The 20,300-nt window shown below is 57.2% G+C and carries 19 protein-coding genes and 1 pseudogene; 7 read left to right on the top strand and 13 right to left on the bottom strand.

Going from position 1 to position 20,300, the window contains the following annotated elements; genetic code table 11:
• Window positions 1-36 precede the first annotated feature (36 nt).
• The 4 genes and pseudogenes from F8N21_RS16520 to F8N21_RS16505 all read left to right on the top strand — a co-directional run.
• Window positions 37-138: pseudogene (locus F8N21_RS16520) on the top strand (electron transfer flavoprotein subunit beta/FixA family protein); the annotation flags it as partial.
• A gap of 23 nt (window positions 139-161) precedes the next feature.
• Window positions 162-1,004 (top strand): MaoC family dehydratase N-terminal domain-containing protein, encoded by an 843-nt coding sequence (locus F8N21_RS16515; protein ID WP_150643126.1) that lies wholly within the window; start codon window positions 162-164, stop codon window positions 1,002-1,004.
• Window positions 1,001-1,816, top strand: a complete 816-nt coding sequence (locus F8N21_RS16510) for an HpcH/HpaI aldolase/citrate lyase family protein (RefSeq protein WP_150643125.1) — start codon at window positions 1,001-1,003, stop codon at window positions 1,814-1,816. Before F8N21_RS16515 ends, F8N21_RS16510 begins: the two co-directional genes overlap by 4 nt.
• A 61-nt stretch (window positions 1,817-1,877) precedes the next feature.
• Window positions 1,878-3,269 carry an aldehyde dehydrogenase family protein gene (locus F8N21_RS16505; protein ID WP_150643124.1) on the top strand — a complete coding sequence of 464 codons (1,392 nt, stop codon included), beginning with the start codon at window positions 1,878-1,880 and terminating at the stop codon, window positions 3,267-3,269.
• Between the two features lie 719 nt (window positions 3,270-3,988).
• On the opposite strand, the gene F8N21_RS16495 is transcribed toward F8N21_RS16505, so the two are convergent.
• The 9 genes from F8N21_RS16495 to norV all read right to left on the bottom strand — a co-directional run bounded on the left by F8N21_RS16495 (window position 3,989) and on the right by norV (window position 13,343).
• Window positions 3,989-5,428, bottom strand: coding sequence for a purine-cytosine permease family protein (locus F8N21_RS16495; RefSeq protein ID WP_150643122.1), 1,440 nt, complete (start codon window positions 5,426-5,428; stop codon window positions 3,989-3,991).
• A 190-nt stretch (window positions 5,429-5,618) separates the two neighbouring features.
• Complete coding sequence (locus F8N21_RS16490) at window positions 5,619-7,451, bottom strand: amidohydrolase (protein WP_150643121.1); 1,833 nt, start codon at window positions 7,449-7,451, stop codon at window positions 5,619-5,621.
• 154 nt (window positions 7,452-7,605) lie between these two features.
• On the bottom strand, window positions 7,606-8,628 hold the full coding sequence (locus tag F8N21_RS16485; protein ID WP_150643157.1) for a helix-turn-helix transcriptional regulator: 1,023 nt from the start codon (window positions 8,626-8,628) through the stop codon (window positions 7,606-7,608).
• A gap of 251 nt (window positions 8,629-8,879) precedes the next feature.
• The gene (locus tag F8N21_RS16480; RefSeq protein WP_150643120.1) at window positions 8,880-9,155 is read right to left on the bottom strand and encodes a hypothetical protein; all 276 of its coding nucleotides are present in this window, start codon (window positions 9,153-9,155) and stop codon (window positions 8,880-8,882) included.
• 35 nt (window positions 9,156-9,190) lie between these two features.
• Window positions 9,191-9,577: a DUF6124 family protein gene (locus tag F8N21_RS16475; RefSeq protein WP_150643119.1), complete on the bottom strand. Its 387-nt coding sequence runs from the start codon at window positions 9,575-9,577 to the stop codon at window positions 9,191-9,193.
• Window positions 9,578-9,941: 364 nt separating this feature from the next.
• Complete coding sequence (locus F8N21_RS16470) at window positions 9,942-10,124, bottom strand: DUF1289 domain-containing protein (protein ID WP_150643118.1); 183 nt, start codon at window positions 10,122-10,124, stop codon at window positions 9,942-9,944.
• A 3-nt stretch (window positions 10,125-10,127) separates the two neighbouring features.
• Entirely contained in the window at window positions 10,128-10,499 is a 372-nt protein-coding gene (locus tag F8N21_RS16465; protein WP_150643117.1) for a hypothetical protein, read from the bottom strand.
• Window positions 10,500-10,770: 271 nt separating this feature from the next.
• Entirely contained in the window at window positions 10,771-11,904 is a 1,134-nt protein-coding gene (gene norW / locus F8N21_RS16460) for an NADH:flavorubredoxin reductase NorW (RefSeq protein WP_150643116.1), read from the bottom strand.
• A complete protein-coding gene (gene norV, locus F8N21_RS16455) occupies window positions 11,901-13,343 on the bottom strand; it encodes an anaerobic nitric oxide reductase flavorubredoxin (RefSeq protein ID WP_150643115.1) in 1,443 nt (480 codons plus the stop codon). Before norV ends, norW begins: the two co-directional genes overlap by 4 nt.
• Before the next feature lie 158 nt (window positions 13,344-13,501).
• Here norV and norR point away from each other — a divergent pair, with 158 nt between their 5' ends.
• The 3 genes from norR (at window position 13,502) to F8N21_RS16440 (ending at window position 16,214) form a co-directional block, all read left to right on the top strand.
• On the top strand, window positions 13,502-15,025 hold the full coding sequence (gene norR / locus F8N21_RS16450) for a nitric oxide reductase transcriptional regulator NorR (RefSeq protein WP_150643114.1): 1,524 nt from the start codon (window positions 13,502-13,504) through the stop codon (window positions 15,023-15,025).
• 342 nt (window positions 15,026-15,367) lie between these two features.
• Window positions 15,368-15,811: an Ohr family peroxiredoxin gene (locus F8N21_RS16445; protein ID WP_150643113.1), complete on the top strand. Its 444-nt coding sequence runs from the start codon at window positions 15,368-15,370 to the stop codon at window positions 15,809-15,811.
• A 136-nt stretch (window positions 15,812-15,947) separates the two neighbouring features.
• A complete protein-coding gene (locus F8N21_RS16440) occupies window positions 15,948-16,214 on the top strand; it encodes an immunity protein (RefSeq protein WP_150643112.1) in 267 nt (88 codons plus the stop codon).
• Window positions 16,215-16,375: 161 nt separating this feature from the next.
• Here F8N21_RS16440 and F8N21_RS16435 read toward each other — a convergent pair whose 3' ends face one another.
• The 4 genes from F8N21_RS16435 to F8N21_RS16420 form a co-directional block, all read right to left on the bottom strand.
• A complete protein-coding gene (locus tag F8N21_RS16435) occupies window positions 16,376-16,795 on the bottom strand; it encodes a hypothetical protein (protein ID WP_224788237.1) in 420 nt (139 codons plus the stop codon).
• The gene (locus F8N21_RS30965; protein WP_224788236.1) at window positions 16,776-17,186 is read right to left on the bottom strand and encodes a polymorphic toxin type 44 domain-containing protein; all 411 of its coding nucleotides are present in this window, start codon (window positions 17,184-17,186) and stop codon (window positions 16,776-16,778) included. The genes F8N21_RS16435 and F8N21_RS30965 overlap by 20 nt, the downstream gene beginning before the upstream one ends.
• Before the next feature lie 24 nt (window positions 17,187-17,210).
• Window positions 17,211-17,900: a PAAR domain-containing protein gene (locus tag F8N21_RS31365; RefSeq protein ID WP_318184179.1), complete on the bottom strand. Its 690-nt coding sequence runs from the start codon at window positions 17,898-17,900 to the stop codon at window positions 17,211-17,213.
• A gap of 426 nt (window positions 17,901-18,326) precedes the next feature.
• Window positions 18,327-20,255 carry a DNA/RNA non-specific endonuclease gene (locus tag F8N21_RS16420; RefSeq protein WP_191624340.1) on the bottom strand — a complete coding sequence of 643 codons (1,929 nt, stop codon included), beginning with the start codon at window positions 20,253-20,255 and terminating at the stop codon, window positions 18,327-18,329.
• Window positions 20,256-20,300: the final 45 nt, after the last annotated feature.

The raw sequence follows: 20,300 nt of genomic DNA, 5'->3' as shown, positions 1-20,300 counted from the left end.
TGCAACGATCAAAGATTGTCGAGAGAACCCTGCCCAATGAAGATCCTGGTAGCTGTGAAACGCGTGGTGGATTACAACGTGAAAGTTCGCGTCGAAGCGGACAGCTCCGGCGTCGACCTCGCTAACGTCAAGAGATCACCGACCCAAAGGAGCGATTTTTCATGAATAATCTCGATCTTTCAGCCTGGATTGGACGTCGTCAGGAAAGCCAGGACCGGATCAGTTTCAACCTGGTTAAACGCATTGCCGCGACGTTGGGCGAAGTGGCACCGTTGCCTGGCGAGCCGCTACCGCCCTTGTGGCACTGGGCGTTTTTTCAGGAACCGGTTTGCGCCAGCGAACTGGGTCCGGACGGTCATCCAGCACTCGGGGGGTTCTTGCCGCCAGCCCACAACCGCAATCGCATGTGGGCGGGTAGCCGAATCGAGTTCTACCAGCCATTGAAGGTGGAGGCTGAAGTGACCTGCGTGTCGACCATTCGAAAGGTCGAAGAAAAGCATGGGCGCACGGGTTCCTTGTTGTTTGTCACGGTACGCCACGAATATTTCCAGGACGGCCAGCTCGCCCTGCAAGATGAGCAGGACATCGTCTACCGGGAGCCGACTCCACCCAAACTGAGCGGCACCGAAGCGCTCCCTGAAGGCCAATGGCGGGAACAGGTCGAACCCTCCCCGACCCTGTTGTTCCGTTACTCCGCCGTCACCTTCAATGGCCACCGAATTCACTATGACTGGCCTTACGTCACAGAAACCGAAGGCTATCCGGGACTGGTGGTGCATGGTCCATTGATCGCCACGCTGAACTTGCGCGCCTTTACCAAAGCACACCCGACCGCGCGTTTGAAGCGCTTTACCTTCCGTGGCGTCCGACCGCTGATTTCACCGCAACCTTTCGAGGTCGGCGGACGTTTGATCGACAGCGGCAAGGCGCAGGTCTGGGCTGGCAATCAGGACGGCTGCGCGCAGATCGGAGAAGTCGAGTTCAGCGAGGGAGAAACACCATGAGTCCATCGATTGTTCGTTCCGCCCTGTTTGTCCCGGCCACTCGTCCAGAGCGCATCCCCAAAGCCATCGCCACCGGCGCGGACCGGGTCATTGTCGACCTGGAAGATGCCGTGCAGGAAAACCTCAAGGAACAGGCCAGGGATAACCTGGAGCGCTTCTTGAGTGAAAACCCGGGTGCGCGGATTCTGGTTCGGGTGAATGCCCCGGATCACTGGGCACACGCTGCGGATCTGGATCTTTGCCGACGCCATGCCGGGGTAATCGGAATTTTGCTGCCCAAAGCCGAAAGCGCGGAGCAGGTGCTCACCGCTGGTAGCACCGGCAAACCGATCTGGCCGATCATCGAGAGTGCCAAGGGCCTGGCTGCTCTGAGCTCGATTGCCAGCGCCCAAGGCGTTGAGCGCTTGTCGTTCGGCAGCCTCGATCTGGGCCTGGACCTGAACCTGACCACCGGCAGCCGTGCTGCCGAAGAGATCCTCAGCCACGCCCGCTATGCCGTGTTGCTCTGCACACGGGTTACCGGCCTGGCCCCGGCGCTGGATGGTGTCTTTCCCTCAATCCAGGACACCACCGGCCTGCACAGTGCCGTTCAATTTGCCCGCGACATGGGCTTTGGTGGCGCGTTGTGCATCCATCCGAGCCAAGTGGCGATCATCCATCAGGCGTTAAAACCCAGCCCTGAAGAATTGCGCTGGGCGCGACGCATTATCGAAGCCGCTAGCTCAGGTGACGGCGTCTTCGTGCTGGATGGGCAAATGGTCGACGCACCGGTCATTGGCCGCGCGCACTCCATTCTGGCGCGCGCGACCTGACTCCGCGGCGGCACTTTTGCTTCGAAGCTGCGCATTCATTCCCACCACGCAGGACGGTGTCATGACTAACGTTTCCAGCCTTACCCATGCCATTTCGATCAACCCCGCCAATGGCGAGCAGATCGGCCACTACGCATTCGAATCCGAGTCGGTACTGCAGGCCACACTTTCTCGTGCCGCTGCCGGCTTCTCGGTCTGGCGACGCAAGCCCGTAGAAGATCGCTCGCAGTCGTTGATCGCCTTGGCAAAGGCATTACGCGACAACGCTGCAGCAATGGCGAACATGATCACCCTGGAGATGGGCAAGCCCACCACCCAGGCACGCGGTGAAATTGAAAAGTGTGCGCAGCTTTGCCAGTGGTACGCCGAACACGGCCCTTCCATGTTGACCGCCGAATCCACGCAGGTTGAAGGTGGAAAAGCGCGTATTGAATATCGTCCACTGGGCCCGATTCTCGCCGTGATGCCGTGGAATTTTCCCATCTGGCAAGTGCTTCGCGGCGCCGTTCCAGCGTTGATTGCGGGCAACACTTACGTCCTCAAACATGCACCAAACGTGATGGGATGTGCCTATCTGCTGCTGGATGCCTTCAAGCGCGCAGGCTTCGAGGAAGGTGTTTTCGAAGTCATCAATCTCACGCCGGACGGCGTCTCCACGGCGATCGCCGATCCACGCATCGCCGCGGTGACACTCACCGGCAGCGTGAGAGCCGGCATGGCCATCGGTGCTCAGGCCGGGGCGGCCTTGAAGAAGTGTGTGTTGGAATTGGGCGGTTGCGATCCGTTCATTGTGCTCAACGATGCCGACCTCGACGAAGCCGTCAAAGCCGCCGTCATTGGTCGCTACCAGAACACCGGGCAAGTCTGCGCGGCCGCCAAACGCCTGATTGTCGAGCAAGGCGTTGCCCGGGAATTCACCCGCAAGTTCGTCGAAGCCACCCGCCAGTTGGTCGTCGGTGATCCACTGGCCACAGACACTTACATAGGCCCCATGGCCCGCTTTGATCTGCGCGATGAACTGGATCAACAGGTCCGTGACACCCTGGAAGAAGGCGCGACGTTGTTGATGGGCGGCAGGAAGGCTGAAGGCCCCGGCAACTTTTACCAGCCCACTGTATTCGGTGATGTCACCGACCAGATGACCTCGTTCAAACAGGAACTCTTTGGCCCGGTGGCCTCGATCATCACCGCGCGCGATGCAGCCCATGCGCTGGAGCTGGCCAATAACAGCGAATTCGGACTTGCCTCGACCCTCTACACGCGCAATGTTCAGCTTGCTGAACAGATGGCCGGCGAACTGCAAACCGGTGGTGTGTTTATCAATGGCTATTGCGCAACCGACCCACGCGTCACCTTCGGCGGCGTGAAGAAGAGTGGATTTGGCCGTGAACTGTCGCATTTCGGTGTGCGCGAATTCTGCAATGCACAGACCGTCTGGCTCGACCGTCACTAACAACAAGCGAGTAGCCAAGCCCCGCGAGGTCTTGCGCCGTGCCCAAAGACAGGCGAATCCGAAAAAGACTCGCCTTACCCCTATGAGGGGTTTTGACGCGTACCTACCCTGTAATTCGGCGCAGATGACGTTCCTTCGAACGTCGGAATGCTCATGTCAATTGCCGAGCTTGGTCAGGCTTCAAGCCAGCTTCTATTTGGCGCCAATTTTTCAGTCTCGGCACGGTGCGCCATAGCTCGATTCAATTTCTGTTTACCCCTAACCGATACTACTTTGCCTCTATAGAGCCATCACCGCGATCAGCCATGAGGGAAAGGGTCATGCGTGTACGGGGGAGTGAATATTGGGCCTGGGCCGATTGCCAGCTAGCCGGCAAATCTCATCAAGAGAGTTTAAGTAACGGTGTCGAAATTGATGTTCAGGCTCGGCTCTCCCCCTCGGGCGCCACACAACTCTTTATCGGTGTATACGCGCAAAGCGGGGAGATTGCCGCGGAGGAGTTTTACCCGCTGGTGCACGATGAAACGGTTACGAGCGCTCTGGCATGGGGTGCTCAACGAGCCCGAGCCATAGCGATAGGCGCTCTGACTCCGATCAGGCCTACTGTCTGAAAACCAATATGAGCCGTGGTTTCATCGATAGCTGCTGGCAGGCCCTCGTCAGCGACTCAACCCGAAGCTCCAGACCTCAACCTCTGGAGCTTCATAGACCCCCTTCGGTTACACACCCCTCCTTGCATCACGGCTCTCGGCGTCTGCTTTCGACCCAGGCACCACAGCAAGGGCTGATGTCCTGGCCAGCAGGTAATAGAAGAGGCCCGGCACCACCAGGCCAACGATCCAGGAAATATCAACCCCGCCGAGCTGCGCGACCATCGGCCCGGAGTAGAAGTGGGTGTCGACAAACGGCAGCTGGATCAATACCCCAGCGATATACACGCTGATACCCAAGATGTTCCAGCGGCCGTAGCGACCCGCCGGGTCGGACAACGCCGGGATGTCGTAGCGCTCCTTGTTGATGAAGTAGTAGTCCACCAGGTTGATCGCGCTCCACGGCGTAAAGAAGGTCAGCAGAAACAGGATGAAGTACTTGAAGGTACTGAGAAACGAGTACTGGCCGAGCAGTGCGAGCGTGGTGGACGCCGCGACAATCGCCAGGACAAACAGCATGCGCTGCCCGGCGGATATCTGCAGACGACTATGGAAGCCACTGATGATGGTGGCAACGCACATAAAGCTGCCATAGGCGTTGAGGGTGGAAACCGTGACCTTGCCGAACACCACGCTCAAGTACAGCAGGGACGCCATCACCCCGGTACTGCCCAACCCGACGATGGTGGCCACCTCGTGACCGCGAAAATTCGCGCCCGCCAAAGCCGCGGCGAACACCCCCAGGACCATTGACGCCTGCGCACCCAGCACCGTGCCCAGGCCGACGGCAGTGAAGGTCTTCCAGGACGAAGTCTTGCTCGGCAGGTAGCGTGAGTAGTCGGCCACATAGGGGCCAAAGGCGATCTGCCAGGACGCGGAGAGGGATACCGCCAGCAGGAAGGTGCTCCAGCCGAAGTGACGGTTTTCCAGCAACAGCCCAATATCATTGAGCGTCATCAGCCGGGTGAACAGATAGGCGAAGGCAATAATGCCCAGCACGCTGGCCACCCTTGCGACCAGGTGGATGACCCGATAACCGAAGATGGTCAGAAACGCGATGCATGAGGCGAAAATCAGAATGCCGGCGCTGTCGCTGACATCGATCAATTGGGCAATGGCCTGCCCCGACAGTACCGCGCCGGTGGCGCTGAAGCCGAGATACATCAAGCACACCAGCACAATCGGGATGGCCGCCCCATAGACCCCGAACTGTACGCGACTGGAGATCATCTGCGGCAGCCCAAGCTTGGGCCCCTGCGCAGCGTGCAGGGCAACCACTGCACCGCCGAGCAACTGGCCGATCAGCAAGCCAATGAGTGACCAGAACACATCGCCGCCCAGCACCACGGCCAAGGCACCGGTGACGATCGCCGTGATCTGCAGGTTGGCGCCGAGCCACAGGGTGAACTGGCTGTAGAGGCTGCCATGGCGCTCGGCCTCGGGAATGTAATCGATCGAACGCGTCTCGATCAGGGGACTTCGCTGCTGACTATCGCTGACCTTGGTCATTATTGTTTTCTCTTTTTGAGGGGGTAGACGCATGCCCGTCAATTAAGATGCGGAACCTGTGGGAGCGAGCTTGCTCGCGAAAGCGGTGGGTCAACTTGCATCAATATTGAATATGCAGCCGCCATCGCGAGCAAGCTCGCTCCCACATGGATTGCGTTTAACTGTCAAGCATTGGGGCAGACTGTTGCTTTTATTGTTGTTCAAGACCACCAAACGGCGCCTTGGCCCACACGACCTTGCCGCCGACAACCGTCAGCAGCACGTCATTTCGAGCCAGTTCATCCTCGGCAACCTGCATGAAGTTCTTGTCCAGAACGATCAGGTCGGCGAACTTGCCCACTTCGACCGAGCCGACAACGGCGTCCAGTTTCAGCTGCTCGGCGGCGTTCAGGGTGATGGCGCGCAGCACTTCAGAGCGCGACAGTGCCGGGTCGGCGTTGAGCCTTTGCGCATACTTGGGGCCATAGCTGTGGGGGTTCAGCGGATCGCCTGAGCGGGTCACACCGATCTTCAGCGCGAGGAATTCGTCGAGGGGATCGACCGGCCAGTCGCTGCCATACGCCACGCGGCCGCCGGCGCGGCTGATGCTGCCCGATGGCTCCATGCGGGCAAAACGTTCGGTACCCAGATGATCGCTGGTGCCGTCGACCGTGGACGGCGCCTGCTGGGCCCACTGGAAGGACATGTTGGCGGTCACGTCGAGCGCCTTGAAGCGCGCATAGTCGGCGGGGTCCACCGATTCGGCGTGAGTGATGGCCGGGCGGAAGCCATTGCCCGGCAGTTGCTGGCGCACGTATTCGATGCCATTCAGTGAGTCACGCACCGCTCGGTCGCCGGTGGCGTGAAGGTGCGGGTCGAGGCCGGCCTGGACCGCTTGCAACAGCAGTGGCTTGAGCACCTGCGGCGGGAAGTACAGCTCACCGGCATTCTTGCCAGGCGCCCACTTGAGCGCGGTATCGGTACCGGCATTGCGCAGGTACGGCGTCAGCATTGCCCCGGTGTCCGCCGGAGCATTGATGATGCCATCCATGAACAATTTAACGTGGCGCATGCTCACACCCGGTGCAGCTTTGGCTTCACCCTGGTCGTAAGTGCTGGCCAGTGCCTTGGCCTCGGCGATGGTTTTCGCCGGGTCGGCCGCAGCGGCGGCAGGGTCAAGCTTGATTGCCAACAAGGCACGGGCGGTCAGCTCGCCCGACTGCTGCAGGGTGCTGAAGGCTTTGCCATTCTCAGGCCCCGACAAGGCATCGAAGAAACTGGTGATGCCTTGCTGGCGCATGGCGTCGAGTGCCGCGCGAGTCTGCTTGAGTTTCTCTGCGTCGCTGGCTGGCGGCACCACGGCGGCCATGGCATCGGCAGCCCCGTCTTCGCAGATGCCGGTCGGGTTGCCGGCGCTGTCGCGGATGTACTTGCCATCACCTGGATTGGCCGTGTGCTTGTTGATGCCAGCCACCGCCAGGCCGCGAGAATTGGTCAGCACGGTATGGAAGTCGGTGGAACGGACCTGAATCGGCCGATCGGTCTTGAGCGCGTCCAGCGTCGATTTGTCGGGGTCGCCATCGAGTCCGGTCATGCCCATGCGATCCCAGCTGCCCACCTCGAGCCAGACATCGGGGCCCTTGTCCTTATCGGCATCCAGGCACGCCTGGATGGTCTCCTGGAAAACCTTGCGGGTCATCGTCTGGTATTTCAGGTCGCACAAGGTCATGGCGCGGCCTCCGTCCCCCGGATGAATGTGGGCATCAATGAAGCCCGGCATCAACATGCGTCCCGCCAGATCGATCAACTGCGTCTGCGTGCCGATGTACGAGGCGACCCCTGCATCGCTGCCGACATAAATGATCTTCCCGCCAGCAACGGCGATCGCCTGCTGTACCGAGTTCTTGCCATCGACGGTGTACACATAACCGTTGCGCATCACCATGTCGGCCGGAGTCGAACCCTGTGTCTGGCACCCCACCAGCGCCATGCAGGAAACAGCCGTTGCGCCGGCAACGGCGATAAATAGCCTGGACAATTTCAATTGCCTCACCTCTGTTTTTATAGTTTTGGAAGTGGCCCGAACAGACTGCCGTGCAACCCCGAGATATGCAGGGCACACGATATAGAGCGCAGGAGTCGTACGGACCTCTACAAATGAGGAGGGGTAAGGCAATCAGGGGGAAAACCGCGCTGCACTAATCGCGGCGCGCAGCCTGCGCAGGTGGGGTCGGCGAACGCAGGACTGAACCGAGTTCTACCTTGCTCTTGACGCCGAGCTGCAAGTAGCAGTTGCGCAGATAGGTGCGCACCGTGGCAGGACTCAATGCAAGGATTTTGGCGATCTCCTTGTAGGAGTGGCCGGCGGCGAACAGCATGGCGGCTGTCCGCTCCCGTGGTGCAAGCACTGCCCCACGCGACTGCGCCTCAAGCGACAGGATGACATGCTCCGCGTTGGGGCTCAGCGTCAGTGCACAGCGCCCCAGGCGCATCACGCAGGGCGCCTTGTGCAGTTGCGCGATCACCTCAAAGGGAAGCGTTGAACCATTCCACCCGGGCAACTCGCGCTGAATGGCTGCGCAGAGCCCTGCCCCCACGTACAGCAGACTGCCGTCCATACGCGCGACCCCGAAGTCGGTCGCCCCGTTGCCCGTGTCGAAGCGGATCATGTCCTGCATCTGAAATCGCCACAATTGCAACAGCTGGTCGCAGAAGGCCGAAAACAAACTGGCTTCGCTGTCGTTGAAAGCCGACGCATGAATGCCACGGTAGAGACAGACGAAGAACATCAAGCCGCTTTCGGGCAACTCGAAGGTGATGCACATCAGGTGGTAGAGGTCATGGCGGCGAGCGAACTCGTTGAGCTCCTCACAGGGGTCGGTGAACCCGCTGTCGCGCACCACCTTACCGGGTTGACTCAAGGTCTCATGGGAGAACCTGTCACTGCCCGCACCCTTGCTCCACTCCGCGGCAAACAACTCCGGCAGATTGATCCGCCCGTGCATCCAGCTTTGGGGTGGCGCATCGACGCCGGACGTGGACATCTCGCCCCACCATGCCGAAGCGAAGGGCACCAGTTGGCTGAAGGCCTGCAAGCCTTCCGGGATAAATCCGGATGCGCCGCGCTCTCGAGCAAGACGCCCAAGCTGTAACACGCAAAGATTGAACGCTTTGAGCGTTGCCATCGACGTCCTGGCGCCGCATTCATTACCCTCCTCCATCGTTCTGACTCCAACAGCCATGGCCTATTATTTCGATGATATGCCATAGGCAGAGCAATCGCGTCCAGCCCGAAAGCGTTGATCGGCGAAGTGGCAGCGCCAGGCGGTTGCTTGTTCGGATGATCAGCAGGCTGGCCATAATCTGCCGGTATGCAGGGTTTCCTCAATCATGACTTATCGCCCAGTTTGAGGGCGGCCTCACCTCATCCCATAACAAGAAATGGGCGCCCTCTAGAGGTCGCCCATCTTCATTACAACGCCAAAACCTGCGCCTGCAAACGTCGCCCGATAACGTCCAGCAAATCACAGCCATCGCGCAGCGGAATCGCCAGCACCCGCGCGAAGTCATGCAGGACCACGGCGTCGCTGCTGATCTCCTCGCGCATGGCGAGGTTTTCCAGCAATTGGGTTACAGCGCCAATGCGGTAGGCAGCGGTGTCGTGCAGCACGTTGAGGGGCGCTTCGGTGTCGATCAGCAGAGAGTGGAAATCGTTGTCGATGCCGGTGATGGGTATGTAGCGAGCCATAGCTAAACCTCTATTGGATAAACGAGCGCGACCACTTAGTAGGCGGATGTTGGAATGACCGCGGACGCCGCAGAATCGGACGTGTCGAGGTGATCCAGAGCTCGGCTCACCAACAGCTCACCCAGGACAATCAGTTGCTGAATCGCCAGAGCCTTGTTACGGCGCGAGCCTTCGAGCTCGAAGGCCAGGTCAGTGATCATCGCACTGAGGGAGGCAAATGTTTCGGAGGCGTGGACCAATACGGTTTCGGTGTCGACGTCAGGGGCAATGGTGAAGATATGGCTTATGGGGTTAGCAGGTTTTGGGTTACGCGAATGGTCATAGGGGGCGTGTTGAGCGACCTTGGAGAGTTGAGCAGGATCGAGGGAATCGGAGGTGGAAAGGCTTGGGGTTTCGGGGGGATCGGGGGTGATCTTTTTCATTGGCTCATTCCTAGAATTAAATTAAGGAACTGCCAGCATCACTTCCACATGATGGGTGGCAGCTGTACGCAGGTGTGGAAGACCGGGGATCTAGGAACCCGGCGCACCCGAAAGTGCCCCGCGCACAGCTGCCATAACTTAACAGCAGACATGAAAAAAGCGCCTGCTCAGTTTATGGGCGCTTGTGCGCCTAGATCTCAAGAAGGGCTTCCACACCCCTGTCGCTGATTTTGCAGCGACAGGCGAAGGTTATCTGGCTGAGGGATTGAGTGCAAGTTCGCGGAAGGCGTCGTAGGTTGCGGGAAACGTCCTAGGCTTGTGCGCAATACACGGAAAAACGGGGACAGAATTATTTTAAGAGCCCTCAAGCATTCCTTTTTTGAAGACCTTTCAGGCGCAAGCTCGCTCGTTGCACCGCAGCCATCTTTTCGGGTCGCTTCATACGCTTCCATTTCCTGATGTCCTCCTTGGTGCGGCCACAACTCACACACAGTTCACCGCTCAACTGGCAAACGGAAATACAAGGGTTTTCGATATCCTTGGCCACGCTTCAACCCCGATTCGAGCGCTTGCGCGCCAAGCGTTGCTGCCAGTTGCCGGCATTGGCACGCTGACATTGCTCTTCAGTATCGAAATGCACATGGGCCGATACCGGACTGACGAGAACATCCGCTTCTCTTAACGCCACGGCAGTCAGTTCGACCATGCGTTCGCCTTGGCCGCTAGCAATGGCCTGGTCCTTATTGGCTTGCGTATCGAAGACCCAGAGAACCATCAGGCTGGAAGGGAACACTCGGTAGTCCATCTCATGGGTCAGCCAGGAGAACCCCACTATTTCCGCTTTGGCCGTCTCACACGCCTCGGTCAGGGTAGCCACCAGGCGACGCTCGATTTGCGCCTGATCGCGTTTGCTTAAAAGCATGGGTTGATCCTTGTGACTGCCGAAGACAAAAACCAATCATACGATACCTCAATGCCCTCTTTCGGCTCTTGCAGGGCAAAGCTCAAGGTCAGTAGAGCAAAACCTTCGACAGCCTCGGTAGGTCGGTAGCTCCCGGTCGAAAAAGTGTACCTCTACCGTCAGTTGATCAAAGCCGATCTGGCGGATTGCGGCCTTGGCATCGTCACTAAGTCCAGGCAGAACAACACGCTCAGCCCGATCGGGCGATCCGGTTGAGCTCTGCCTGTTTGATTTACAACGCGAGTTGACGCAGCAACGTAAAGGCCTGCTTCATTTGGTCTTCACTGACGACGAACGCCCGTAGCTGCCCTGCCATGTCCAGACCTCTGGCTACCAGCCCCTGTGACTCAAGGCTGATCTGCCATTGCAAGTCCTTACGGCTGGTTTCTCCGGCCAGGTGCAGCGGCATTTCCGGAGTCTTGACCTTCACCAGCATCGCCGGGAACTTCACTTCCTCATTGCCACCCAGCACATTACGCGCCAGGGTCATGGCGCTTAACTGAATGGGTTGCAGAAACGGCAGTAGCTTGCCCTGGATTTGCGCGCAATCGCCAACGGCAAATATGTGTGGGTCAGAGGTGCACATGCGTTCATCAACTTCAATACCACGACCCACCCGTAAGCCAGCCTGCGTCGCTAGCGTCGTATCAGGCTCCAACCCGATTGAGGCAATGATCACATCGGTGGAGATTTGCCGGCCATTGGACAAAGTCGCCAACAGGCTATCGTCGCTCTTTTCAATGGATACCAAAGCCTGGTTGAACACCATTTCCACACCCATCTGGCATAACCGGTGCTGCAGGCGGCTACTCACCTCGACAGGAAGCAACGATGCCAGCAGGCTGCAGGACTTATCCATCAGTACCACCTGCTTTCCGGCACGATTGACATCCATGGCCAGTTCACTGCCAATCAAGCCCGCCCCCAGGATCAGTACGCGCTGTGCAACTCTCAGTGCATGTTGTGCATGACGGTATTCCTGCTGACTGTTCAGAGTCACCATCCACTCCCGCCCGGGAATCGGCGGAACTATGGCTTGCGCACCCGTGGCAAGAATCAGTTTGTCGTAGCTGAATGCCTCATTGCCGGCGCTGATACGCTTGTTTTCGCGATCAATTGCAGTTATCTGGCAGGACGAATCCAGGGTCAATCGATACATCTCGGCAAACTCTGCCGCAGACTGGCGAGTCATGTCGTCCGCTGTCTGATTGAGACTGATGACGTGACTCAGGTCGGGCTTGTTGTACTCATCGCAACTGTCTGCAGCGATCAATCGAATGGGCACCGCTGCATCGAGCTTGCGCAAGTTCTTGACCACCTGGCGAGCCGCGAAGCCGGAGCCCACAATAACGATTTCCTTGTTCATTTCGCCTCCGAAACCAGCTCATCGAATACCGATTTGCCCAGTGAACATTCGGGGCACAGGAAGTCATCAGGCACATCACGCCAGGCCGTACCGGCCTGCACATCCTGCATGGGCTCTCCGATCGCCGGGTCGTAAATCCATTGGCAGACACTGCACTGCATGCGCGGGCCGTTGTCCGCGATTGGTTCTGCCTGGGCAGTTGCGGTGGCTGCAGGTCGTGCGACTTGTGCGTCCGTCGATGGATGCAGCGCCCATTGGCGAGCGATTTCGCGGCCATGAGCTCGGCAAACCTCAAGTGAGTCACCATCTGGCCGCCACTTGGCTTTGAGCGCCAACGTGGTTTCAAAACCAGCGTCCATCAAGCGCGTCTGGATACGGTCTACCGCCCCACCATTCCAGCCGTAACTGCCAAATGCCGAAGCCTTTTTGTTACGAAAACGCAGACCGGTTATTTCCTCCAGCAGGGCGGCGACTTTCGGCATCATGACGTTGTTCATGGTGGACGAGCCCACCAGAACACCTTTTGAGCGGAACACGTTGGTCAGAATCTCATTCTTGTCGTGGCGCGCGACGTTGAAAATCTTTACCGCCACACCCGGATCAACTTCGTGAATACCTTGTGCGATGGCATCGGCCATCATGCGGGTGTTGTTGGACATGGTGTCGTAGAACAGTGTGATGCGGTCCTCTTGATAGTCCGCCGCCCATTCCAGATAGCGGTGCACAATCTGCGTCGGATTATCACGCCACACCACGCCATGAGCGGTGGCAATCATATCTACCGGCAAATTAAAACCGAGGATCTCGTGAATCTTCGAAATGACCAGGCGACTGAACGGAGTGAGGATGTTGGCGTAGTAGCGTTGGCACTGTTCGAACAGTTCGTTTTGATCCACTTCATCATTAAACAGGTGTTCGTCGCAGTAATGTTGGCCGAAGGCGTCATTACTGAACAGTACGGCATCGCCGGTCATGTACGTCATCATGCTGTCCGGCCAATGCAGCATCGGAGTTTCCACGAAAACCAGCTGTTTGCCATTGCCGATATCCAGGGTGTCGCCGGTATGTACTACGTGGAAATTCCACTCTGGATGATGGTGATGACCGTTGATCGAGTCCACGCCATTGGCGGTGCAATAGATCGGCGTATTCGGGATCAGCGACATCAACTCTGTCAGCGCCCCTGCATGGTCCTCTTCCGCATGATTGATGACGATATAGTCCAGCGTGTTCAGGTCGATTTCCGTAGCCAGGTTCTGTATAAACTCGCGGCTGAACTTGTGATCAACCGTATCAATCAGCACGGTCTTTTCTTCACGGATCAGGTAGCTGTTGTAGCTGCTACCTTTGTGGCATTTGTATTCTGTGCCATGAAAGTCACGCACTTCCCAATCGCGCTGACCGACCCAATGAATGTTGCTCTTGACGTGAATTGACATGTCCTACCTCAGTATCGAAATGATGTTCTACACCAGAGATGGCAAAGTCCGTGCCAATTCATATGTTATTGATTTTAAAGGATTAATAAAACAACCCTTGTCAATATGACCATGCCGAATTACTGTCTTTATGACTAATCATTGTCAAAGTGACTAATATGAGTCTCTCCGTAGAGTCCCTGGCACGCATCGCTATCCAGTTACAAAGCGGCATTTCCCATCAGGACCGCTTTCAACGCCTGATCAATACGTTGCGCCAGCTGTTGGGTTGCGACGCCTCTGCCTTGTTGCGTTATGAACAGCAACAGTTCCGTCCGCTGGCAATTGATGGCCTGGCACCGGATGTTCTGGGGCGACGCTTCAGCCTTGATGCACATCCGCGACTGGAGGCCATCGCCCGCGCCGGTGACGTGGTGCGCTTTCCGGCAGAGAGTCATTTGCCTGATCCATATGACGGACTGATACCGAACCGGCAGGACCTCAAAGTGCACGCCTGCATCGGATTGCCGTTGTTCGCAGACCAGACACTGATTGGTGCGCTGACAATTGATGGCATGGACCCGGCACAGTTTGATCACTTCAGCGATGAAGAGCTGCGACTGGTGGGAGCCCTCGCCTCTGCTGCCCTGAACAACGCACTGCTGGTAGAGCAACTGGAAAGTCAGACCATTACTCCTCTCTCCATTAGTAATGTCCCGGCGGGCAAGCCCGGCACCGAAATGGTCGGGCTCAGCGAGGTCATGCAACAGTTGAAAAGAGAGATCGAAATGGTCGCAGGTTCCGACCTGAACGTCTTGATCACTGGAGAAACCGGGGTCGGCAAGGAACTGGTCGCCAAGGCCATACATGAAGGTTCATCACGCGCCAGTCAGTCTGTGGTCTATCTAAACTGCGCTGCGCTCCCGGAATCAGTGGCTGAGAGTGAGTTGTTCGGCCATGTCAAAGGTGCCTTTACCGGCGCTATCCATCATCGCACCGGCAAGTTCGAAATGGCCGATAACGGCACACTATTCCTCGACGAAATCGGTGAACTGTCGCTGAGCCTGCAAGCAAAACTGTTGCGGGTATTGCAATACGGTGACCTGCAACGGGTCGGTGACGATAACGTCTTGCGGGTCAACGTACGGGTGCTTGCCGCGACAAATCGTGATCTGAAGCAGGAGGTGTTGGACAATCGGTTCCGTGCAGACCTGTTCCACCGTTTAAGCGTATTCCCGGTGCATGTACCACCACTGCGTGAGCGTGGGCAGGACATCACATTGCTAGCGGGTTTTTTCTGCGAGAAGAGCCGGGTACGCATGGGATTGCAACGGGTGGCCCTGGCTGCCAACTGTCTGTCGTTGCTCAAGCAGTACAAGTGGCCAGGAAACGTTCGCGAACTGGAGCATGCTGTTTATCGAGCGACAATCCTTGCTCGTGCGACCCAGCAAAGTGAAGAGCTGCTGCTTGAAGCACAGCATTTCAATCAAGTACCAGAGCAGATGGATACACAGCCTGTTGCTCTGGATGCTCCTTCCCGCGGCGTTGACCAAGGTCTACGGGATGCGACGGATAACTTCCAGCGTCAACTGATTGAGAACACGCTGAAAAACTGCGCAGAGAACTGGTCTGCCTGTGCGCGAATGCTGGATATGGACGTGGCCAACCTGCACCGACTGGCGAAGCGGCTGGGATTGAAATAGCACTCACGGCCGACCAGGGCTCAATTCAGCCAGAACCAAGCATTGATCGACTGGCTGGTTACCGGTCAGTCAGCCCATCGTTGCGCGGCCTCGCGATCACTGTCGCGACCCTCGACCCATTGGAAACCCATTGCGTCCCGGCTGCTCGCCACGCGCTAGTGGGTCAATCGCGAAGCATGGGACTGGTTGCGGATCGAGTGCGCTGGCCTGACCGCTCGTCGCCAAGGCGTAACCCTCCCCCTTGACACCGATTGGCTTCTGCGTCAATATTATTTACATCGTATGCGATCAAATCGAATGCGATGCTAAATATTACCTATCGCGGCATAGAGGATTCATCCCATGAGCAAGATCGAAAAAGTCCTGGTCACCGGCAAGACCCACACCACGTTCAGCAACATTTCGCGCGGCCATCACGGCGGCCTCGACATCGAGCTCTCCTCGCCCGGCAACGCGAAACCGGCCCACGTGTTCGCAGCCACCCAGCCGCACCCACACGCCGAACAACTGTTTGCGGGGGCATGGTCGGCCTGCTACATCACCGCCGTCGAACTCGTGGCCAAGGAGATGAAGGTCGCGCTGCCGCCCGATCTGTCCGTCGACATCGAGGTCGATCTGGGCCAGACCGGTGCGGCCTACTTCCTTCAGGCCCGTTTCTATGTGCGCTTGCCGGGTGTGGCCCACGACGTCGCGACAGCAATCGCACACGCCGCAGACCAAATCTGCCCGTACTCGAAGGCAACGCGAGGCAACATAGACGTGGCCATTAACGTCCTCACCTCGTGATGCACCTTGCGGCCGGTTCGCCTTGCCATGCTCGTCGAACCGGCCGCCGGCCTTCACTGTCCGCAACCTGATCCCTCTATAGACAAAATATTGGTGATAAGAAATAGTATGCCGACTCTCTGAAAGAGCCCATTAAATGAGCAACATTATAATAGATATTATTCTTAACGAATCTGTAGAAGATGTGTTAACAACATTGGCACCCACTTCATCACAGCCACGAATAGATAGATTATATAGTTCATATAAATTTGAGGCTCTTGAAACGGGTGAGCTATGGAATACTTACGAGAAGCTTATCCGCCAAGGGGTTTTGGCCACGGACGAAAAAGGGCACACGATTAAAGGTCCACATTGGAAAGCGCCAGCCTTCATAACGAAAAAGAAATACTCTTTTGAATAAAGTGTGGTGTCGTTGTGGAGAAAGCCCAACCTACGCGCTGGGATAGCTACTGACCAGCGCAACATGGCCATTGTCTTGCCCCGCACCCGTCATGATCTGCGCCGTACTACCATCGATACACGACGTAAGTAGCAGCCTGATACGGCGACGGCAGCCACCGTCTACGGATCGAAAGACCCTCCCGGGCACGGCTTCAGTCGATCAATATCCGTACCACTGCCTTCACTGCTATCAATGTCGCCGTTCGCGTCAAGATAGATATGCGTATTGGGCCACTTGGGCGTGATGCGGACGCAATGATGACGTACATTCTCGCCCCACCACTCAACCATCATGAAAAAATTCTCATCTGGAAATAAAACCCCGTGATCGCTAAAGGCACCACCCGGAGGCATATCTCCTTTGTATATGCGGTGCTGCACGTTCCAGATGTACTTGAGATCTTCCTTGCCGTTTTTGGAGTAGTGGACGGTTGCCGTAGGTAATATTGAGATCCATCCAAGGTAAATCACCAGCGGTAGCAACGGAACCAATAACAGCCATAAGCATCCTGATCGTGACTTATGTGCACTTGTGGTCATCGATACCCTTCCCCCAATTCTCTGGTGCCACTGCTAGCACTTCGTCCATGATGATTTTTGCAGTTATTCCGCCATTGGGGTGCTGCTTGTAGAGCTTCATGCCGATGCTGATCGATACTCTATCAGCAACATCGTCCCATGATCGCAGTTCAGTCCATGGGCTGGCGGTGGTATGAGGGCCGGGGAGCTTTCTCTCATCTTCGGGTTTTGTTGCCCACTCCTCAATTTTCCTCACGGTGTCTGAGGCGATTTGCTCTGCCCCTGCTCCGTCCAAGAGCACGCTTTCAGAAAGCCCTCCTGCAACTCCTACATCCCCGTAGTGAATGTTCGACCAGATATCGTAGTAGTAAATATGGTCCCCTTGTTTGTGCCAGACGATGCCGTTATACATCGCCAGTAGCTTCGGCTTGTGGTCTCACTCCATATTCTGACCCACTTGTTTAGTCCAGATCGCCATCGCCTCAAGCTTCTTCGTCCATGCGATACTGTTGAAATTCGGTGCTCCGGCCAGTCTGGCGTACCAGGGTAGCTCTAGAAATTTCCTGGCCGCAGCGCTGCTATCGTAGTTGATCAGCTCTTTCATTTTCAGCACGGCTGGATGCTTGATGTTTCGATTCATCTCACCAGCGATGTAGGCGGCAAGCTCTTCCATTTGGTCCGGATGATTGCAGTCCGAGGGACTTGTCGATACGCCGGAGTTGGGGAAAGGAGAAACGGCTTTCTCCATAAGCTTTGGATCAGCCAGTTGAGATTTTGTCGTCGCTGCTCTATCGGAATAGGTCGCCGGTTGAGCGGCTCTCCTGGTGGCCTGCGGCGCAGGGCTTGTCTCATTCTGATAGCTGGCCGTGAATACCGAGGGGATCAGTTGGGCTTCACAGGGACAATTGCTGAAGCTATCCAGCGTGCCCGCCACGCGCTTGCCGTGACTGATCACGTGCGAAACGCCACCGACGATCTGATAAGTCTCCCCGTCCTTTCCACAAGTGACTCGATCACCTTCACGAGCATGAGCGATACCGTACAACATGACTCGAGTGTCACCATCCAGGACTTTGCCACCACAGGTGGTTTTGTCATCCAAGCCAATGAAATATCCTTTAGTCATTGATTTTCCTCTCCATTTCATCCAACCGAGTCCAGGAAGTTCCCGACCATAGGTTGCGACCGTCTTTCCCCTCGGCAAGAGCACTGAGCCGGGCGAATATCGGGGCGCTGATAAATAAGACGGTGGGACGCTAGCAGGCCGCAACCCCAATGGCAGGGGCACCAGGAGCGAATAGGAAATGACGCAAGAAAATTCATCCAATTCCTACACAGCAACTCGGTCAGCCCGCCGAACTACAAGCAGCCTTGGGAAAAAGTGGGAAAAGGGGGACGGAAAAGGGGAATTTATTTCGGATGCACGGAACTGCCGCTGGTCCTGAGCCATTGCGACGATTTCAAGATATGCGAACACAGAGTCGCGCTGGTGGATCCGACCACCATTTTAGCTATCCGATGTGTTCAACTGGCTTCGCAGTATTGAGCCAGCTCATAGCTGATCCGCATCATGGTAGATCTGCGGGAAGCTCAACAGGCCGATCAGGTCCTCGACTTCTCGCAGGGATTTCTGCCTGGCTTTCCATTCCGGCGTCAGGATGAATTCCTTGGGCAAGCTGGAGAGGTCCTGCTCCAGAACAAAGGCAAATACCTGGAGTTTCCCATCCTTGACTGCGCAGATGATCTTCCAGAAACGCGAGGGAATCTGCACGCGCTCGGTGCCAGGGAAAGTTTCATCGTCAGCAGACAATACCGGTCCGGAAAAAATGCAATAGCGCTCCAGGTCGGCCTGGGCACCAATGAAATTCTCCAGGTGGCCCCAGATGCCATTTTTACCGGAGCGGTTGAAGTTTCCGCGCTGAGGCGAGCAATTGGTCACATGGAAGGTATCGCCATTGGCCCGCTGGATCTGGGCGAAGGAGCTTCCCCAGCAGACATCTTCCCGACGAACAATGTGGCCCTTGTCGAAGGCACCGTTGTCTTTGCTGTAGAACCGATCGGGTATCTGGAAGCGCTCTTCCACACGCGGGTCCGGAAACCACTTCTCGGAGTCACCCTCGCGCAGGCCGGTCAGTTCATCCCGGGTGTACTTGTGTCCGGGTTCGGGCCGCCTGGCGCTGTTTTGGCCATCGACATTGGAGGCGGTGAACATCGCCAGCCGGCGGTGTCGGTGGAGAACCAGACTGAAGTGCTCATACGGGATGACTGTTTCGCCCGTTTTGCCCGGCGCGATTTGCTCGGGGTCCTTGACGCTGGGGAGTGGGGTTTCGAGGCCCAGGAACTGCGTATCGAACCCCGTCCGCGTCGAATAGTCCCGGTCGACAATCGGTTCCCTCATGGCCTCCTGGGAAATTGCTCCTGAAATCCGGGTTTGTATTGGGGTCTGGGGAACCGCAGAAGGTGTCTGGAGCGAAGTCGTTCCCAAACCTGAATTCGCTGCAAGCCTGGCAAAGGGACCGCCCAACTCGAGCACCAGGGTGCCAATCTCAATGCGTGAACCTGGACTGCCAGCGGTGGCTGTCGGGGTGATTCCGGGCGTTGCCTCCTGACCGGCGCGCGCAGCCTGATAAGCCCTGGACAGGACATCGCCCCCCTCACGAGCCGCTCTGAACTCGGCCAGGTAACCCAGGTTTTCGCTCGCGGCCTGATCGATATAAGCACAGATACTGCTGGCCCGAATGCCCTCGTTAGCCTCCCATTCCACCAGTGAATCGTCGATGCCATCAAGGCTGTCGACAGCCCGGCCGTCTCGCAACAGATAACGTCCAGCGCTATCCCTTCGCGGCACCCCGGAGTGATGGAGCGCGACCACTTGAAAACTGTCATTGAGTACCGCCGCCCCACTGGAGCCTGGCGCCGTATCGCTTCGATACCAGAGCACATCGGGCAGGCTGTCATTGGTGCACTGGTTTTCTCGAATGGCCCATTGTCGCGGCGCCCCGCCAGGATGCTGGACAATGGTCAGCCATTCGCCCTTGAGCGCTTTGCCGCTGGTCGGCATCAAGCGGTGGTAACCAAAGTTCGACAATGCAGTGCCCCCGTCAACAGACTCGGTTTCCACTGCCACCAGGGCAAAATCAAGTTCATCGTTACAGAAGAAATACTGCTCGGGACGCAAACGAAATCGATGGGAGGGTTCGGGGTCACCGGCAACGCCCAGGCGATAGTTGAACTCGGCCAATGAGGGTGCCGCCTCTTCGGCACTGCCAAACACATGCTCATTGGTCAGCAGCAGTCGCGGCGAGACCATGAAACCTGTTCCGTAGCCTTGAGTCCGGCCATCGTCCGAGCGAATCAGAATTCTACAAATCGGCATGCCGGCCAGCAGAGCCCGGTCGAAGTAGAACTCATCGACCAGATCATTGGCCCCCAGGATCCGCTCTTGTTCTATCTGGGTCGGTCGAGCACCACCGGCGGACAAAAAGGCCCTCCTGACCCCCAGTCTGAAAGGCGACGCCTGGCGCGC

The sequence above is a fragment of the Pseudomonas fluorescens genome, from assembly GCF_902497895.1.
Lineage (GTDB): Bacteria > Pseudomonadota > Gammaproteobacteria > Pseudomonadales > Pseudomonadaceae > Aquipseudomonas > Aquipseudomonas fluorescens_BP.
The sequence above is the reverse complement of the archived record's forward strand: the minus strand, read 5'-3'. Positions and strand labels throughout refer to the sequence as shown.

What these genes read in the sequence shown, in the direction of transcription:
- F8N21_RS16465 (WP_150643117.1), bottom strand. Translation starts at nt 10,499, where the DNA reads ATGCTTTTAAGCAAACGCGATCAGGCGCAAATCGAGCGTCGCCTGGTG.
- F8N21_RS16495 (WP_150643122.1), bottom strand. Translation starts at nt 5,428, where the DNA reads ATGACCAAGGTCAGCGATAGTCAGCAGCGAAGTCCCCTGATCGAGACG.
- norV (WP_150643115.1), bottom strand. Translation starts at nt 13,343, where the DNA reads ATGTCAATTCACGTCAAGAGCAACATTCATTGGGTCGGTCAGCGCGAT.
- F8N21_RS31365 (WP_318184179.1), bottom strand. Translation starts at nt 17,900, where the DNA reads ATGACTAAAGGATATTTCATTGGCTTGGATGACAAAACCACCTGTGGT.
- norW (WP_150643116.1), bottom strand. Translation starts at nt 11,904, where the DNA reads ATGAACAAGGAAATCGTTATTGTGGGCTCCGGCTTCGCGGCTCGCCAG.
- F8N21_RS16475 (WP_150643119.1), bottom strand. Translation starts at nt 9,577, where the DNA reads ATGAAAAAGATCACCCCCGATCCCCCCGAAACCCCAAGCCTTTCCACC.
- norR (WP_150643114.1), top strand. Translation starts at nt 13,502, where the DNA reads ATGAGTCTCTCCGTAGAGTCCCTGGCACGCATCGCTATCCAGTTACAA.
- F8N21_RS16480 (WP_150643120.1), bottom strand. Translation starts at nt 9,155, where the DNA reads ATGGCTCGCTACATACCCATCACCGGCATCGACAACGATTTCCACTCT.
- F8N21_RS16510 (WP_150643125.1), top strand. Translation starts at nt 1,001, where the DNA reads ATGAGTCCATCGATTGTTCGTTCCGCCCTGTTTGTCCCGGCCACTCGT.
- F8N21_RS16435 (WP_224788237.1), bottom strand. Translation starts at nt 16,795, where the DNA reads ATGACCACAAGTGCACATAAGTCACGATCAGGATGCTTATGGCTGTTA.
- F8N21_RS16485 (WP_150643157.1), bottom strand. Translation starts at nt 8,628, where the DNA reads ATGGAGGAGGGTAATGAATGCGGCGCCAGGACGTCGATGGCAACGCTC.
- F8N21_RS16440 (WP_150643112.1), top strand. Translation starts at nt 15,948, where the DNA reads ATGAGCAACATTATAATAGATATTATTCTTAACGAATCTGTAGAAGAT.
- F8N21_RS16515 (WP_150643126.1), top strand. Translation starts at nt 162, where the DNA reads ATGAATAATCTCGATCTTTCAGCCTGGATTGGACGTCGTCAGGAAAGC.
- F8N21_RS16445 (WP_150643113.1), top strand. Translation starts at nt 15,368, where the DNA reads ATGAGCAAGATCGAAAAAGTCCTGGTCACCGGCAAGACCCACACCACG.
- F8N21_RS30965 (WP_224788236.1), bottom strand. Translation starts at nt 17,186, where the DNA reads ATGTATAACGGCATCGTCTGGCACAAACAAGGGGACCATATTTACTAC.
- F8N21_RS16505 (WP_150643124.1), top strand. Translation starts at nt 1,878, where the DNA reads ATGACTAACGTTTCCAGCCTTACCCATGCCATTTCGATCAACCCCGCC.